This is a genomic window from Bacillus sp. FJAT-29790 (assembly GCF_019039215.1).
Lineage (GTDB): Bacteria > Bacillota > Bacilli > Bacillales > Cytobacillaceae > Cytobacillus.
Genome location: NZ_JAHNZZ010000001.1, coordinates 718,207 through 736,299, shown reverse-complemented (window position 1 = coordinate 736,299; position 18,093 = coordinate 718,207). Strand labels below are relative to the sequence as shown.

The following is an 18,093-nucleotide window of genomic DNA, read 5'->3' as shown; positions in this document are numbered from 1 at the left end:
AATAACCTTTCAAGCCAATTCTCTCTCCAGCAGCATCCCTTTCAGGTGCTTCCGAACACGATATAACCTTGTTTTTACGGTGCTTGGATTTAGTCGGAGCATTTCAGCAATTTCTTTTTCTTTTAATCCGTGCTTAATTTTTAGTAATAACACATTCTTTTGGTCAGGTGGAAGGGAATTAATTTCACGGTGGATTTGTTCGTTAAATAGATTTATTTCCACTTCTTTTTCGACGTTTTGGTTCATGTGCACATCCACATTTTCAAGGTCCATATAACAATCTAGCCTTTCATTTATTCGCCTTTCTTTTCTGACGAAGTCAATCGCTGTTCGTGTCGTAATCGACGACAGCCAGGCTCCTAGTTTCTCCTGCTCCTGAATGCGATCACGATTTCGATAGGCTTTAAGAAGGGCTTCCTGTACGACATCTTGAGCAAGATGATAGTCTCTCGTAATACAGTAAGCAATATGCAATAGCCGCTTGCTGTATAGATCGCATATTTCCTTCAAATCAAACAAACGGTTGTTGTCCATATGCATCCTCCCTCCCAAATGATTATTTTATTGAAAATGCTCTTTCACAAAGTCCGGTATATCTTTGCCTGCAAAGCTTTGTATATATATTGTTCTATTATTTTTATAGTAGAATCCGACAATATACTTCCCATTACTAGACCAATGGGCATTTTCAAGACTTTCTTCTAGCATGCTTTTGTCGGTCACTTTTAACACGGTGGTAGCCTTTTCCATTTCAGCAAATAGTTCTTCATGATTAAATCCCATTGGACTGAATTGCAGATCCTTTCTCGGGACGATGAGGGCGTATGATAGATCATCAACAGTTACTTTAGCCTGATCACGCAAGCCCTTTTGTTCAAGCCATTTGTCAAACCCTTTGTAAGATCGTCTCCATTCCATTCCGACGGTCTTTTTATCACTTAACAATAACTCAATAGTCGCATATCCTTCTTTTTCATCGATGATTTGTTCAAAAGTGGCTGAATCGACATCGTCCTTAAGAACCTCAATTACTTCTTTGATCTCACTCGGAGCAGCGATGACTACCCTTTTGTCGATTGGGCCATAAGTTAAAATAGAAATTCGATCCACTTGTTCATCTTTCACTTGAAAAATTTCATTCGTTTTCATTTTATACTCTTTTGATTCATAGATTGGTTGATAGTAGTTGGCATACTCTCTTTCATCAATCACATAATTACGTACCATTTTCTTGCCATTTTTCAATTCATAAATGAAAAATGCCCATTTATGCTCTGATTTCTTTGCCTTATTTTTATGTTTATCAGCAATAATTTCCTTTTGTAACCCGCGCACTAATGCAATATTATCTGGCTCTTGTAGATAAAAACGTCCTTCTCCGTCTTCGATTGAATCGCGATAATAATAAGGGCTGTTACTCAAATGAACACGTTCGATTTCATCGATGTTCGGAATCTTTTTTTCATACTGGGTGAAATCGAATTGGAATAAGATGACAACTACAGCCATCACGCCTGTATAAATGAGCAATCCTTTTACTTGATTAAATACCCGCCATGTTTTTTGCAAGACCATCTCTGCTATGTAATAGCCTAAAATCGCTCCAAACACATATCCTGCAACAACCCAAAGTTTATCACCGCCCATTGTTCCTAAATACAAACCACCTACAAGCATGGCGCAAAAAGTCACGCCATATATAAAAATTGGTTTGAGAATTGGAAAAACGAGAGCTTGTGATACTGCTTCAACTTTTCTACGTTTATAAATAACTAAAGCTAATCCGTACAAGATTAAAGTGACAAACAGATAACTAATAATTACCGTTGTCCCAATTGGCCGACTATAGAGATCTCCGGCAGCAACAATTGGTGAAAAAGTAACATATTTTATTTCAGAAAAGTATTCACTCGGAAATCCATATAGAAAATACGGAAGATTAAAGTTGATTAGCGTAAGAAAGCCGAGCGGCAGCAATAAAAGAACATAGGTTAATGCCCCTTGAACGGCTGATACCCCCGTTACCATTGCAAGCATTACGCCTGACATATAGATTAATGTATTGAACAAAATCGTGATCCCAAGCCATGAAAAAATTTCACTTATCGTAAAGAAATCACTCAACTCTAATGGGATATAAAGAGCTAATAGAATCAATGCGATGAAAATTACCGGAAGTGTTAAATAGATGAACCCAGCAATCGCATATTGATGAAAGATTCTTTCTCGTTTAATCGGCAAGCTATGGATTAAATCACTATATTGCTTCACTTGCAAAAAACGAAATAGAAAGACGGCTAAAAGCACGGGAATCCCAATCATTAAGATAAATTGAATTTCCAATTCATGCTGAAATAAATTCCCCACCCTTACGAACAATCGTTTTTCTCCAGATGCATTCATCAAAATATTCATAGGAATACAAATAAACAAGCCAAGAAAATACACGATCGACACCCATCCGACACTGCGGGTGATCGTCAGCCAAAACTCGCGATTAACCAAGGATATTTTGGACTGCATAGCCAACATCCCCCATTTCATAAATAAAGATTTCTTCTAATGTAAGCGGCAGGATATCGAAAACAACCGGCTTATATAGATTGATACCAGCGACGATTTCTTCTTCATTGCCTTTCACAATGCAAAGAAGGACGCTTCCTCTTTGTTCTTGATGAAGCAGTTTCATATTTTCAAAGATTCCAGATGGGAGTTTCTCTTTAAATGCTAACTGAATTTTATGCGTATCTGATTTCAGGTCATCTAATTCTTTTTCGATGATGATTTGACCTTTATGCATGATTCCTACATAGTCGCAAATATCTTCGACTTCTCTTAAGTTATGCGATGAAATTAACACCGTCATTTCTCTCTCTGCCACATCTTCAATCAATAAGGTTTTCACTTTTTTCCTCATCACTGGATCTAAACCATCCATTGGTTCATCGAGGATGAGTACTTCAGGCTTCGTTGCTAATGCAAGGATAAAAGCTGCTTGCCTTTGTAGCCCCTTTGAAAACTTATGGATTTTTTTCTGAACATCCATTTGAAAAAACTGAACGAGCTCTTCATACCGGATCTGATCCCAGCTTAGATAGATATTTTGATAAAACTGCGCCATTTGTTTGACCGTATATTGCGGTAAAAAATAAGGGAAATCGGGAATGAAAAAGATTTTCTGTTTGGTCCCTAGGTTTTCAAAGACCGGTTGTCCATCAATGGCAACTTCGCCTTCATCTTGAACGTAAATCCCTGCTAACAGCTTTAATAGCGTCGTTTTCCCCGCACCGTTTGATCCAAGTAACCCATAAATAGATCCTTTATTCACTTGAATGCTCACATTTTCAAGTGCTTCTAGCTCTTCAAATGATTTTCGTACATTACTGATCTTGATCAATATCAATTCCACCTCCGATCGTAACTTCGATTTCTTTTATCATTGTGAATAATTCGTCTGCAGACATCCCGAGATACAATGCCTCAGAAAGGAGTTTAGCCAGTTCATTTTTCACTTTCATCAACTTCTCCCCATTTTGTGTTGGACTTGCCGGACTAACAAAACTTCCCTTTCCTTTAATTGAATATATATAGCCTTGCGTCTCTAGCTCGCGATAGGCTTTTTGAATTGTATTTGGATTGATCGTCAACTGCTGTGCTAGCGTTCTTACAGATGGCAACTGTTCATCCGTTTTCAGTACTTCAGTAATAACCATCTCTTTTAATCTCTCAACCAACTGTTCATATATTGGTTTGCGACTCCTTACATCTAACTCAAACATACTTACCCTCCCATCTGTATGTAGTGTATTACTATTCATAGTACAGTTAATACAGTTTGATTATATGGCATCTTTTAGGAAAAGGGAAGAGGTTTTTGAGAAATTAATTAAATTGATTGAATTTTAATTCTTAACATAAATAAAAAACATGATTTTGCAATCTCAACCAAGTATGTAAATGTCGTCGGCTTCATTTCACTGCGCTGGTGATTACTACGTACATCAAGGCTTGTTCAACGAATCCAACGACGATTTAGTTTTTACACAGAAAAAAGGAAAAGAGATGAGGTTTTACCCACATCTCTTTTCCTTTATAACTTCGAACTAGTTAGCCGCTTTTACAGGTGTGAGTTTCACCGCACATGCTTTAAATTCTGCTGTACCGGAAATCGGATCGAATTCATTAATTGTCAGAACATTTGTCGGAACATCGCTGAAGTGGAAGCTCATAAAGACAAGTCCAGGAACAACTTGATCAGTCACTTTCACTTTTACGATTACACTGCCCCTTCTCGAGCTGACTTCGACCAAATCATCGGTTTCGATTCCTAGTTTACTTGCATCATCCGGGTGAATATCTGCCGTTTCTTCTGTTTGCTTGATTTTGACCCCACTCGCATAAAAAGTCGTTTGCGTATGTGTATTATAAGATTCATAGCGTCTGCCTGTTGTTAGAGTAAATGGATACTCCTCATCCGGCATTTCGACAGGTTCGGTATACATTACTGGTACAAATGGAGATGGTTTACTGCTGCCTTCACTTTGGTCATGATACCTTTCATGCAAAATCAACGTTCCAGGGTGCGACTCGTCAGGACAAGGGTAATGGACACTGTATTCCCGATCCAATCTTGAGTAAGGCATGCCGCCATACATTTCCCATGCAAGCGAGCGCATTTCATCCCATATCTCTTCGCTGCTATTATAGCTCATTGAATAGCCCATTCTTGTTGATATCTCGCAAAGAATCTCCCAGTCATCCTTAATGTTCGGATGCGGTTCTACCGCTTTTCGCACGCGCTGAATTCGACGATCCGTATTTGTATACGTCCCTTCTACTTCTCCCCATGATCTGGCAGGAAGGACAACATCCGCTAATTTTGCGGTTTCAGTTAGGAAAATATCCTGCACGATCAAAAGGTCCAGCTTCTCTAGCAGTTTTTGGGTATGATTCATATGAACATCTGCCATTAGCGGGTTTTCACCAATGCAATAAAGCGCTTTCACTTTGCCATTTTCCATTTTTTCAAATGCCCTTGTTTGTGTATCTCCCGCAATCGGATTGATTTTGACATCCCAAGCTTTTTCAAAACGCCCGCGGTATTCATCATTTGTTATGCTCACAGCACCAGGAAGCTGATTCGGCAAACATCCCATATCGCCCGCACCTTGAACATTGTTCTGCCCGCGCAATGGCATGATCCCGCTTCCTTCTTTTCCGATATGTCCTGTCAATAAAGCAAGATTGGCAACATCAAAAACGTTATTAACGCCACAATGGTGCTCGGTAATCCCTAAAGTATATGCGATCATCGCTTTGTCCGCTTTTGCATATTCTCTGGCCGTGTCAATGATATCTTGAGCCGATAGGCCAGTTATTACCGCTGCATATTCTGGTGTGTATTTTTTCACTTGCTCCTTTAATGTATCAAAATCAACCGTATGTTTACTGATAAATGCTGGATCATATAATTCCTCATTGATAATCACATGAATCATTGCATTCATCAGGGCAATATCTGATCCGACTTGAATTTGCAAATGACGGTGGGAACTCTTAACCATATCAATTTTCCGTGGATCAATCACAATAATTTTCAAGCCTGATTTGACCGCTTTTTTCATTCTATTTGCAATGATCGGATGAGCTTCTGTTGTATTTGAACCCATTAACAAGAGTACTTCAGCCTTGTCAAAATCTTCTAAAGTATTAGTTGGAAATCCACTGCCAAACACAGTCGCCAGACCGGCAACGCTTGGAGCGTGTCAGGTTCGGTTACAGCCATCGATATTATTGCTTCCGATAATTGTTCTCATAAATTTTTGTGTGATGTAATTCACTTCATTTGTACTTCTAGCAGTTGCAAACATTGTTATCGCTTCTGGGCCAAATTGAGCCTTGATTCCTTGTAGTTTTTCAACAATAAACTGATAGGCCTCTTCCCAAGATGTCTCAACAAGCTGTCCTGCTTTGCGAATAAGCGGGGATGTTAAACGGCTTTTGGCATGAACATATTCATAGGCAAATGATCCTTTGACACATGTTTGTCCTTTGTTGACAGGTGCTTCCCTGTCCCCTCTTATTTTGACAATTTTATTATCCTCTACTTCGAGAACTAATCCACATCCTGTCCCGCAATAACCACAAACTGTTTTTACTTTTGCAGCCTCTCCCATTATGCGACCTCCCTTATGTTATTGATAAGAAAATCCTTTTTAAGGCATGGAAAAACCCCACCAGCCCCTAAAACAAAGAAACTTCCATCACATAAAATGAAACTTCCATCCGTGTGGGTTTTGCTGCCTTTTCTTCTGAGGTTTAGTAGCTTATCCCTTAAGGCAACAATACTTCAAGTCGTTTCAATAGCTGAGCTTGCAAAGCTTGCTATACCTTTCTATTATACTACAATCTGCTAATTTGGTTAATAGGTGGGAATAAAATGAACCTTCTTCCAGGGGGTTTTTCTCCCCCCTAAATCGTCAATAAACGAATAAAAGTCAGGTCTGCATCTCCCTGACTTTCATTTATTACATCGGAAATTATAGATTTATCATTTGAGCGTTTTCAGCATCCAGATCCAGCGCTTAGCCTCTAGAAGTTAAAGCTTGGATAGGTGCGACTTGTTCTTACTTCGCTGATTTCACATCTGATGAGGAGTTATGACTAAGAAGTAAATTCGCTCGCCTATTATTGGTTGCAATGATGTATACTGCGGCGAATGCGATGGCAACTGCGATGAATGATCCAATGTTGAAGATGCCCTTTTGTGAGTACCAAACAATTGAGTAACCTACTGCTCCAGATAATAAGGCATAGTATACGAATGGGAACAGTGTTTTACGGATGACAGTACCTTCTTTCCCGACGAGACCAACTACTGCCGATGCGGCTACGACGTTGTGAACACAGATCATGTTACCTGCAGCTCCGCCAACAGCCTGTAGAGCAACAATCCATGTCGCATCCACTCCAATTTGCGAGCCGACATTGTATTGGAATAAAGCGAACATCATATTACTAACTGTATTACTTCCAGCAATAAAGGCACCGAGACCGCCAATAAATGTGGCGAAAAATGGCCAGAATTCACCTGCTAGCGCGGCAGCTCCATTTGCCAATTCAATCGGCATTTTATCAAATCCAGCTGTTCCCCCACCCGTATTAATAAATACTTGTACCATTGGGACGGTAAAAATAAGTGCTGTCGATGCGGCAAGAGTCGTCTTTCCAGATTGCGACCAAGCGCGTTTGTATGCGTTTCCATTCATACCATGAATGAAAAATGTAAGTATCGATACTAAGATGAAAATAGATCCCGGCGAAAATAGTATTTCAAAGCTTGAGTTAATTCCGGACCCAAAAATATTTTCTACCTTTAACACCACTGATTTCAGCCAGTCCATTAATGGTAGTGCTTTTAGTCTTGTCAACACCAGGAAGAATCCTACTAAAATATATGGTGACCAGGCACGGATCATGCTCATTTTTCCATTTTGGTGTGAAATGTCTTTAATTTCAAGCTTGCCGCTCCATTCTGGATCCCATTTTGATTTCTCGGCAAAATCCCAGTTTTCTTCCTTTGATGGCATAAGGAAGCCTTTTTTTGCAGCAAAGACGACGATGGCGAGACCAACTAATCCCCCGGTCATGGAAGGGAACTCAGGTCCAAGTGTGTTTGCCACAATGACATACGGTAATGTCATTGCGAAGGCTGCAAATAAAGCAAACTTCCATACTTTAATCCCTTCAGAAAATGACTTGTTTTTCCCAAAAAATCTAGTCATCAAGGCTACAACAAAAAGTGGAATAAGTGTACCAGCAATCATATGCAAGATCGCAACTTGCCCTCCAATTGCAGTGATTAATGCCAGGAAGTTATCCGTAATGCTTGCGTCTGCTGATAAACCTGAACCAACTCCGACGAGCATAGGTGTTCCGACTGCTCCAAAGGAAACAGGTGTACTCTGAATAACCATACCTGCTACAACCGCTGCCATTGCTGGGAACCCCAATCCAACCATAAGTGGAACAGCTACTGCCGCTGGTGTCCCAAAGCCTGAGGCACCTTCAATAAATGAACCAAATAGCCATGCAACGATGATCACTTGGATTCGTCGATCCGTAGATATATCGGTAAAGCCCTGACGAATCGTGCTGAGTCCACCACTTTCCTGTAGTGTGTTTAGAAGTAGTATCGAACCGAATATAATGTACAAAAGCGTTCCTGCGACAACCAATCCATGAACCGATGCAGCAGCAATATTGGCCCCAGGCACCTTCCAAATGAAGAATGCCAATCCGACTGCAATGATATAGGAGATCGGCATCGCCTTACTTGCTGGCCATTTTAACCCTACAAGAAAAACCCCGACAGCCAGAATCGGTAAAAGTGATAAAAAAGCTAACATTCCCGTACTCATACGACATTTTCCTCCTTCTGATTCATAATGACAAACAAATGATAACTTTTGTTGCGAGTGTAGAAATATTATTATATAACTATATTATTTTTGTTATACAACATCTTTTCCACCTAAATACCATTATACAGCTCGTTTTTTTAATATCAACAATATTCAGAAATTTAATCAAACTCTTTAGAACAAAAAAATTTGTTCGATATATCTTTTTCGATATATCGAACAAATTTCTTCAAAATCATTTACTAATCCTACCTAATATGCCCAAGCCTTGCCGAAATTTGACTGCCGATCTGGATCATCCTTGACTGCAGCTGTTTTAAGCGGTCATCTGCCATGCGCATCGTTGTACCGGAAATACTGACTGCTGCAATCACCTTTCCTAAATGATCAAAAATCGGTACAGCAATACAAGTGATTCCATACTCATTTTCTTCTAAATCAAGAGCAAACCCGCTTTTCCTTACAGAGCTGAGCTCCTGAAGGAATGTTTCTTTATCTGTAATCGTTTTATCCGTATGGACTGGCATTCCTTTTCGTTCCAAAATATCGAGTACAATACTAGAAGGAAGATGGGCAAGGATTGCCTTCCCGACAGATGTGCAGTGCATCGGAGCTCGTTTCCCGACTTTCGAGTGCATCCTTAATGTTTCATTTCCTTCTAATTTTTCAATATAGACGACTTCTCCTTGATCATATACGACAAGGTGGATGACTTCATTCGTCTCATTTTCTAGCTCCTGCAAGAATGGCCTAGCCTCTTCTCTTAAGTCAATCGACTCTAAAAGCTTCGAACTTACCTCTAAAAACTTATACCCTAATTTATAGCGGCCCGTTTCTTTATCCTGTTCCACATACCCATATTGGACAAGGGTCGAAAGAATTCGGTAAACCGAACTTTTATTAATATCAATTTGGTTCGCGATTTCCGTTACCCCTAGCCCGCCTTTTCTCATACTGACTAGCATGATGATATCTAAGGCACGGCTTACAGACTTGACCATATTTTCTCTTTCCAAACTTGCCTCACCTCTGATGCATACCTTTTTAGTCCATCATTATTGCTTGTTAATTCAGCTCATATTTAGTGTGAATTAATGAGATTTTGCGTATTCGCGAGCTGTGACGAATGTATTTCGAAGAATCCCAATCTCTTTAATTTTACACGCAATCACGTCTCCATTCCCTACACACTCCACCCCGGCCGGACTTCCGGTAAGAATAACGTCCCCTTGTTTTAAGGTCATGACTTTTGATAGATAGGAAATCATTTTCTGAATGGAGATGATCATCAATTCTGTGCTGCTATTTTGTTTTTCCTCATCGTTCAACCTTGCTTCAACCTTGATCGTTAACGGATCGAGTTCCGTTTCGATTACAGGACCTAAAGGTTTAAATAACAGGGCATTCAAAAATGACCGAATGCCCTGTTAATCGAATATCAAATTCTCCTTGGCGTATTTGCGCCCAGATTTTCAACTTAGCTTTGTCGATAAATCCCTTTAAAAATCTAAAGGATCGCTGGAGGCTAAACTTTATTCAGCCGGGATTTGCCCCCACTGAAGTGAATACCTGTTTGCATTCATCTCGCCACTTATATCGTTTAGAGACTTCTGCTGAATAAAGTTAAATTATTGTTTTACAGCAAACTTAGCCTTCGCTTCCAACCGGCGGCGGTGAAGAATCGGCTCTGTATAGCCGCTTGGCTGGTCATAGCCTTTGAACACCAGATCACATGCGGCTTGGAAGGCGACGGAATTGTCATAATCCTCTGCCATCGGGCGATAAACAGAATCGCCTGCATTTTGCTCATCCACCACTTTCGCCATCCGTTGCAATGTCGCTAATACTTGTTCTTCTGTACAGATTCCATGGTGCAGCCAGTTCGCGACATGCTGACTCGAAATCCTTAATGTTGCACGATCTTCCATCAGCCCGACATTATTGATATCAGGTACCTTCGAGCAGCCGATTCCTTGCTCGACCCACCGAACGACATAGCCAAGAATCCCCTGTGCATTATTATCAAGTTCCGCTTGAATTTCTTCTGGGCTCCATTGTGGATTCAGAGCGACTGGAATTTGCAAAATCTCATCACGTAAATCCTTTATTTCTTCGAATAGTTTGTTTTGAACTGTTCTCACATCAACCTCATGATAATGAAGAGCATGCAGCGTAGCAGCGGTTGGTGACGGAACCCATGCCGTGTTTGCCCCTGACTTAGGGTGACCGATTTTTTGCTTTACCATCTCTGCCATCAAATCAGGCATAGCCCACATTCCTTTTCCAATTTGTGCCCGTCCTTGGAAGCCTGTTGCCAAACCATTATTGACATTTGATTTTTCATACCCTTGAAGCCATTTTGATGCCTTCATGTCATTTTTTCGGATCATCGGGCCAGCTTCCATTGAAGTATGCATTTCATCGCCTGTCCGATCGAGAAAACCTGTATTTATGAATACAACACGATCTTTTACTTCACGAATACAAGCTTTTAAGTTCAATGATGTGCGACGCTCTTCATCCATTACCCCGATTTTAAGCGTGTTTCGTCCTAAACTAAGTAAGTCTTCAACACGATCAAAAAGCTCATTAGCAAAGGCAACCTCTTCAGATCCATGCATTTTAGGTTTGACAATATACACCGATCCTTTTGAAGAATTTTGGTATTGGCCATTTCCTAATAGAGAATGCTTGGCAAGCAAGCTTGTCATAACAGTATCTAAAATTCCTTCTTGGATTTCCTCTCCGTTTTTATCTAAAATCGCATTGATTGACATTAAATGTCCAACATTGCGGACAAACATTAAGGATCGGCCAGTAAGCTTGAATGGTTTCCCATTTGGCGATGAATAGCTTCGGTCGGGATTCAGCGTGCGAGTAATTGTTTTATTCCCTTTTGTGAAGGTTGCTGATAAATCCCCCTTCATTAAACCTAACCAATTGCGATAAACAAGGACTTTGTCTTCCCCATCTACTGCTGCAACAGAGTCCTCACAGTCCATAATGGTTGATAGCGCTGCTTCGAGCAGAATATCCTTAACACCAGCATTATCTGTTTGGCCGATCGGATGACTTTTGTCAATTTGAATTTCAAAATGAAGGCCGTTGTTTATAAGTAAAACAGCAGCCGGTTTTTCAGGCTCACCTTGATAGCCCGCAAATTTCCCTTCATCTGCTAATCCGTACTCCTGACCATCACTAAGTGTTACAGCTAATTTTCCTTCCACAACGCTATATTGAATCGCATCTTTATGTGATCCACCTTTTAGAGGTACGGTCTGATCAAGGAATTCTTTCGCAAATTCGATGACCTTTTCCCCCCGAACCGGATTATAGCCGCCACTGCGATCCGCTCCGTCCTCTTCACTTATGGCATCTGTCCCATAAAGGGCGTCATATAGGCTTCCCCAGCGGGCATTTGCCGCATTTAATGCATAGCGGTCGTTATTTACAGGAACAACGAGCTGTGGTCCAGCCTGAATGGCGATTTCGTCATCTACAGCTTCCGAAGCAATCTTGAAATCCTCCCCTTCATCTTCAAGATAGCCAATTTCCTCCAAAAACGCTTTATACGCAGAGTAATCAAAATCTTTATTCTCCCGATGCCATGAATGAATTTTGTTCTGGAGTTCATCCCTCCGAGCAAGCAGTTGTTTGTTTTTAGGTGTTAAGTCATCTATTAATTCCTCTAATCCGCGCCAAAATTTTTCTTGCTCTACTTCGCTTCCCGGAAGAGCCTCAGCATTGATAAACTCATAAAGTTCATTAGCCACTTGCAGATTTCCTACTTTTGAATAATTTGTCATTTTTACTTCCTCCTTAAATTCGTTCATATTTTGAATTGAGTACTTCTTATGGTGTTTGTTATTACGCAACACTGTTTCAAATTTAATTTAAAAAAAGAATAACATAGTTTGAAATATTATTCAATAATCTAAAAATATATTTTGATCAAGAAATAGCAGCAGCTTCCTTCATCTCTTTCTTAATTTCCACACAGCGTCCTGGCGTTGGAAACAGCTTTCCTGCATTTAATAGATTATGTGGATTAAAGACTTCACGTATATCAGTCTGGGCGATAATTTCTTCATCTTTGAAAACAAAGCGCATTTCTTCCCGTTTTTCAATTCCGACTCCGTGTTCTCCAGTGATCGTGCCACCGACATCTGCACATACCTTCAAACAGGCACTTCCGGCAACTAAGGCCTTTTCAATTTCACCTGGTTTTCTTGCGTCAAAAAGGACTAGCGGATGCAAGTTTCCATCACCAGCATGAAAAATATTTGCGATTCGCAGACCGGATTCTTTACTGATTTGATTAATTCCTCTCAGTACTTCTGGAAGCTTACTTCTTGGAATCACTCCATCCTGAACTAAATAGTCAGGTGAGATCGCGCCCATCGCCCCGAATCCAGTTTTCCGGTTTGCCCACCAGCTTGCTCTCTCCTTTTCATCTTTAGCAGCTCTAACTTCACGGACATTCCACTTTTTGCACACTTCAAGAATTTGATTAATTTGTTCATCAATCCCGGCAGCAATTCCGTCTACTTCGATGAGCAGGACCGCTTCAATATCCTTTGGATGGCCAACCGGGAATGCTGCTGCCTCAACCCCTTCAATAGCGACTTTATCCATCATTTCTAGCGCTGCAGGTACGATGCCAGCCGAAATGATCTCTGAAACAGCCTTGCTCCCATCTTCAACATTATCAAAATAGGCAAGGACTGTTTGCACTCCCTCGGGATTTTTTAGAATACGGACGGTTATTTTCGTCACAATCCCTAATGTTCCTTCTGACCCGGTTATCAATCCAAGCAGATCATAGCCCGGAGCGTCTAGGATTCCATTTTTGCCGATTTCAACAATTTCCCCATTTGGCATCACAACCTCAAGGCCAAGAATATGATTGGTCGTTACCCCATATTTAAGGCAGTGAGCGCCACCAGCATTTTCGGCCACATTCCCGCCGATTGTGCAACAGGATTGGCTCGAAGGATCAGGTGCATAGTAATATCCTTTATCAGAAATCGAATTTGTCAACTTTAGATTAATATATCCTGGTTCAACGACTGCCCTTCTATTCTCGAGATCTACACTTAAAAGCCGCTTCATTCGGACTAGACTAATAATGACTTCCTCATTAATGGGAATCGCGCCGCCACTCAAGCCTGTTCCAGCACCACGTGCGAGGAATGGCAGACCGTTTTCTGTACAGTATTTTACTAACTTTGCAACTTCCTGCGTATTTTTTGGAAAAACAACTGCTTTTGGCAAATGCTTGTGTAGCGTGAACCCATCACAGTCATACGCTAGTAAATCTTCTTTTTGATAGAGAATTGAACGAGCACCACCGACAATTTCAGCTAGATTTTGAATGTGTTTGTCAGTTGATTTGATCTTTTTTAATGCCAATTTATTTCCCCTCCTTTAAGTCGGACTCCTTCTGATAGGCCCAATCAAGAAGCTGAACAGTATGGACGATTTTTTGATTTCTGCCATATTTCTGAACGCCAACCGCCATCTGCAGCATACAGCCCGGATTTCCCATAGAGATCATTTCAACGTCGTCTGGGACATTTTCCATTTTACTTTCAAGTACTGCATCTGCCATTTCCGGATTTGTAATATTGTAAATCCCGGCGCTTCCGCAGCATCGATCAGCGTTTGGCATATGAACCATTTCGACCCCAGGTATATCGAGGAGGATATCACGCGGCTCTTGGCGCACGCCTTGGCCATGGGCAAGGTGACAGGCATCATGATAGGTGATCCTTGTATTGAGCTCAGCACCCGGCTTATCATAACCGGTATCATGAAGATGTTTGGAAATATCTACGACCTTTTTCGAAAACTCCTCTGCTTTCGCCCGCCATTCCGGCTCTTCGCGGAATAATTCGGCATATTCCTGCATCATACAGCCACAGCCGGCAGCATTGACAACGACTTTCTCTGCATCATGAAAAGCTTCAATATTTTGTTTTGCGAGTTTTCTGCCCATCTCCCGATCACCCGCATGGACATGAAGAGCCCCACAGCATGTTTGGTTTTGCGGAATCTTCACATCATTTCCATTCCTTGTCAGGACGTTAATTGTTGATTGATTGATGTCACTAAACATGACGTCCATAATACAACCTGTTAATAATGAAACTTCCTTCTTTGTTTCCCCTCTTGCTTTGATCACGCTTTGATTTTTATATTTTTTCTTCACTGGTTCTTTTACTTCAGGCATAATCGCTTCCATATTTACTAAATGCTCCGGCATAACGTTGATCAGCTTAGTTTTTCTGACTACCTTTTGTATGCCGCTCTTTTGATAAAATTTTAAAAAGCCCCCGAGGGAATTTAAACGATTCTGATGTGGGAACATTCCGCGCAAGAAGAACTTGCTGACTGTCCCTTGCCACCCTTTTAATGGCATGGCCTGGCGAATTTGTCCTCTGGCCTCTTCAATTAAGCCGCCTACATCCACATCCGCTGGACAAGCAGTTGTACAAGCGCGGCAATCTAGGCAAGCAAAAACAGGGTCTATAAATTGTTCATTCACTTTCAGCCTTCCTTCTGCCACTGACTTAATAAGATAGACACGCCCGCGCGGGGAATGCTGTTCTTGACCTGTTTGCTCATAGGTCGGGCACGATTCCAAGCACATCCCGCAGTGAACACAGTCTGCCCATTTGTTTTCATCTGGCGGATCACTCCAAAGATAATTACTTAGGCTCGATGTACATGGCGGGTTTTGGATTAAATCGCGTTCAGTAACACTCACTTCATATCCCTCCCACAAATCGTTTAGGATTCAATATTTTATTCGGATCCACTTTTTCCTTAATTCCTTCTAGCAGGAAATAGTAGGAAGGTCTGTTGCCCCACACATTGACATCTTTGCGATTGATAAACGGCAAATGTTTTACGATTGCATATCCTCCTAGCATTTCTGCCATTTTTCCTAATTCATGAATTGCTGCTACGACGTCTTCACTTGCCCCTTTCACTATTACCTGACATAATCCGTGCCCCAATCCGCCGTGTGCTTCGATAATTACATTGTTTTTATCCTGCAGTAATTCGGATTCCTTTAGCATCTTTAGAACATCCAGATTTACAACGCCGATTTTTAAGGCTGCGGTTGTTTCAGTTCCTTTTTCAGTAATGGCACCATTTGGGGAGATTGTATAAAATTGCTCCCAAAAGGTTTGGGCCTCTTTTTGATGAAGAATCGTAAGTTCTGTTTTCTTTGGTTGGATGCCTTTTAAAAATTCCTCTTGATAATGAACAGAGCTTTCTACATCCTCAAAGCTAATTGCCAATGTATACTGTTTTTGGCCAGTCAGTCTGAATGATAATAAGGGATTTAACAGTTCGATACATACCGGTTCTATGAGTGAATCAAGCACTTTAACTGCAAATGTTTTCATTTCTTCAAGGTTTCCTTCTGGGAACGTTAGTAGCACAAGTGATTCATATTTAGCGAGCGGTCTAAGTTTGAAAGTTACTTCTGAAACAACGCCGAGCGTACCCATGGAACCAATAAATAGCTTATTCATATCATAGCCGGCCACATTCTTTACAACTTTTCCACCTGATCGGATCACCAAACCATTAGGATAAACAGTTCTTAAGCCAATGACTGCATCTCTGGCAGCACCATACCTAAGCCTTCTGGGACCGCTATCATTAGCAGCGATGATGCCACCAATTGTCGCATATTCTGGCCAGAAAGGATCGAGCGAAATCTTTTGTCTGAATTCGGCTAAATAATTCTGCACCTCCTGAAAAGTAGTCCCTGATTTAACGGTTAATGTCATGTCCCCTACCGTATGCTCAACAACTCCTTTAAAGTTTGCGAGAGATAGTAATATATCGGCCGATTCGATTACACCCCCAAACCCTCTTTTCGTTCCTCCTCCCATAACCGATATCGATAATTCTTTGTCATTGGCATACTTCAAGACTGTGGCGATTTCTTCTTCTGATTTTGGGTAAACCGAAATGTGTCCGTTATTGCCAAACGGATGGCTTGTGGATTCTTCCATAGTTATTTGTTCTTCCATTAAAAATTGTTGCATTTCTGCTAGAAGATCTGCTGCGATCACTTTTAACACTCCTTGTTGTTTCATAATAAGAAACGCTGTTTTTATTCCCTAGCAAAAAAAATGAAATATTATGTAGTTTCATGCTTTTTTCCCGGTCAGCACTCACATGATGTTTACAATTATTAAACCATTCCAGAAGGAAAAAATCAATTGATTAGTATGAATTTAATAAAAATTGTGACTATTTTAATAACATTTTTGTGAAAAATAACAAACGAAACAGAAATCTACAAACGATAAAAAAAATGAGCACCGATTCTTAGTCATCGATGCTCATTTACCTATTAAATACGAACTACTCGTCCGTTAAATGTATTTTTCCAATATCCACTGCTCATATTCGCAATTGCTACACCAGTCGAGCTTTGTGAACCAATGAATTTTCCACCGCCAATGTATATACCTACATGCCCATCTTTCTTGTATGTATCAAAGAAAACTAAATCTCCAGGCTGCATATCACTTGTTGGCACTTGTCGACCTGAATTCTTCAATGATTCCGTATAAGCCGGTAATTTAATCCCTGCTTGTGAATACGCCCAAGAAACGAAGCCGGAACAATCGAATCTGCCATTTGCAATATCAGATGCGGTTCTACCACCACCGAATACATAAACTGAATTACCGATATACTTATATCCAGCAGAGATTACAGTACCGATATTCCCGCTAGCTACAACCGTATTCGCCGTTGCAGTCACCTGATTATTGGAACTACTTTTTATATTAGTCACCTGATTGGAACTACTTTTTGTATTATTGTTTGAACTCTTACGTTCATTAGATGAACGCGATGTGGATTTGACAATTGAATTTTGTGCTTGCTGAATTCTTTGGATTTCAAGTTCCTTTGAAGCAAGGAGACTGTCTTGATTTTGTAGAGATGCTTTTAATACAGCCGTTTCTTGCTCTTTCACTTTAAGTTCTTGCTTTAATTCATCATTTTGTTTTTTCTGTTCTTCCATTTGAGCTCGCATGCCTTCAAGCTCCATTTTCATATTCGTTAAACCAGCAAGCTTGTTTTCGATTGAAGCTTGTTTCTCTTCCAAACTCTTTTTATCAGCATCATGTTGAGCCAATATATCCTGGTCAGCTTCCACAATCTTAGTAACAGCACCGACCCTTTCAATGAAATCACCAAAGCTAGTTGAACCAAGCAGCACTTCAACGTAACCAATGGTATTCCCATTTTCTTGGAAAGAAAGCGCGCGTTGTTTTAAGACAAGGTTTCGCTTTTCAATTCTTTCTTTTATTACAGACATTTCTTCTTGCAGCTGCTCAATTTCTGCCTTTGTGCTAACAATATCAGACTCGGTTTTCACGATCATTTTGTTATTATCAATTATGGCCTGATCAACACGTTTTATTTGTGCATTAATTCTAGCAAGTTCCTCAAGGACAGCAGCCATTTCTTGATCTGCTTTTCGTAAGCTTGATTGAACACTTAATCGTTGGTTTTGAATTTCGCTCTTTTGTTTATTAAAGGATTCTGCATGAACAGACGGAAGCGCAAATGCACTGCCAAGTCCGAGCATAAGTGTCGTATTTAAAATAATTAGTTTCTTCTTCACTCA

The 18,093-nt window shown here is 40.5% G+C and carries 12 protein-coding genes and 1 pseudogene; all 13 read right to left on the bottom strand.

Translation table 11 applies throughout. The features are described from left to right. Nucleotides 1-9: 9 nt before the first annotated feature. A complete protein-coding gene (locus tag BGM26_RS03505; protein ID WP_217038355.1) occupies nt 10-534 on the bottom strand; it encodes an RNA polymerase sigma factor in 525 nt (174 codons plus the stop codon). Between the two features lie 27 nt (nt 535-561). Beyond that, on the bottom strand, nt 562-2,523 hold the full coding sequence (locus BGM26_RS03500; protein ID WP_254118962.1) for a DUF6449 domain-containing protein: 1,962 nt from the start codon (nt 2,521-2,523) through the stop codon (nt 562-564). Beyond that, complete coding sequence (locus BGM26_RS03495; RefSeq protein WP_217038353.1) at nt 2,498-3,397, bottom strand: ABC transporter ATP-binding protein; 900 nt, start codon at nt 3,395-3,397, stop codon at nt 2,498-2,500. Before BGM26_RS03495 ends, BGM26_RS03500 begins: the two co-directional genes overlap by 26 nt. Next, nucleotides 3,381-3,779: a GntR family transcriptional regulator gene (locus tag BGM26_RS03490; RefSeq protein ID WP_217038352.1), complete on the bottom strand. Its 399-nt coding sequence runs from the start codon at nt 3,777-3,779 to the stop codon at nt 3,381-3,383. The genes BGM26_RS03495 and BGM26_RS03490 overlap by 17 nt, the downstream gene beginning before the upstream one ends. A gap of 324 nt (nt 3,780-4,103) precedes the next feature. Continuing rightward, the gene (fdhF, locus tag BGM26_RS21340) at nt 4,104-6,176 is read right to left on the bottom strand and encodes a formate dehydrogenase subunit alpha (RefSeq protein WP_367949266.1); all 2,073 of its coding nucleotides are present in this window, start codon (nt 6,174-6,176) and stop codon (nt 4,104-4,106) included. A gap of 450 nt (nt 6,177-6,626) precedes the next feature. Then, entirely contained in the window at nt 6,627-8,420 is a 1,794-nt protein-coding gene (locus BGM26_RS03475) for an L-lactate permease (RefSeq protein ID WP_217038349.1), read from the bottom strand. 251 nt (nt 8,421-8,671) lie between these two features. After that, nucleotides 8,672-9,439 (bottom strand): IclR family transcriptional regulator, encoded by a 768-nt coding sequence (locus BGM26_RS03470; RefSeq protein ID WP_217038348.1) that lies wholly within the window; start codon nt 9,437-9,439, stop codon nt 8,672-8,674. 75 nt (nt 9,440-9,514) lie between these two features. Further along, nucleotides 9,515-9,817 (bottom strand): annotated as a pseudogene (locus BGM26_RS03465) (fumarylacetoacetate hydrolase family protein); the annotation flags it as partial. A 234-nt stretch (nt 9,818-10,051) separates the two neighbouring features. Beyond that, the gene (locus BGM26_RS03460) at nt 10,052-12,229 is read right to left on the bottom strand and encodes a malate synthase G (protein WP_217038347.1); all 2,178 of its coding nucleotides are present in this window, start codon (nt 12,227-12,229) and stop codon (nt 10,052-10,054) included. A 145-nt stretch (nt 12,230-12,374) separates the two neighbouring features. After that, the gene (locus BGM26_RS03455; RefSeq protein ID WP_217038346.1) at nt 12,375-13,835 is read right to left on the bottom strand and encodes an FAD-linked oxidase C-terminal domain-containing protein; all 1,461 of its coding nucleotides are present in this window, start codon (nt 13,833-13,835) and stop codon (nt 12,375-12,377) included. 1 nt (nt 13,836) lies between these two features. Further along, nucleotides 13,837-15,192 carry a (Fe-S)-binding protein gene (locus tag BGM26_RS03450; protein ID WP_217038345.1) on the bottom strand — a complete coding sequence of 452 codons (1,356 nt, stop codon included), beginning with the start codon at nt 15,190-15,192 and terminating at the stop codon, nt 13,837-13,839. A gap of 1 nt (nt 15,193) precedes the next feature. Further along, on the bottom strand, nt 15,194-16,519 hold the full coding sequence (locus tag BGM26_RS03445) for an FAD-binding oxidoreductase (protein ID WP_217038344.1): 1,326 nt from the start codon (nt 16,517-16,519) through the stop codon (nt 15,194-15,196). A 284-nt stretch (nt 16,520-16,803) separates the two neighbouring features. Further along, nucleotides 16,804-18,090, bottom strand: coding sequence for a C40 family peptidase (locus BGM26_RS03440; RefSeq protein WP_367949265.1), 1,287 nt, complete (start codon nt 18,088-18,090; stop codon nt 16,804-16,806). Nucleotides 18,091-18,093: the final 3 nt, after the last annotated feature.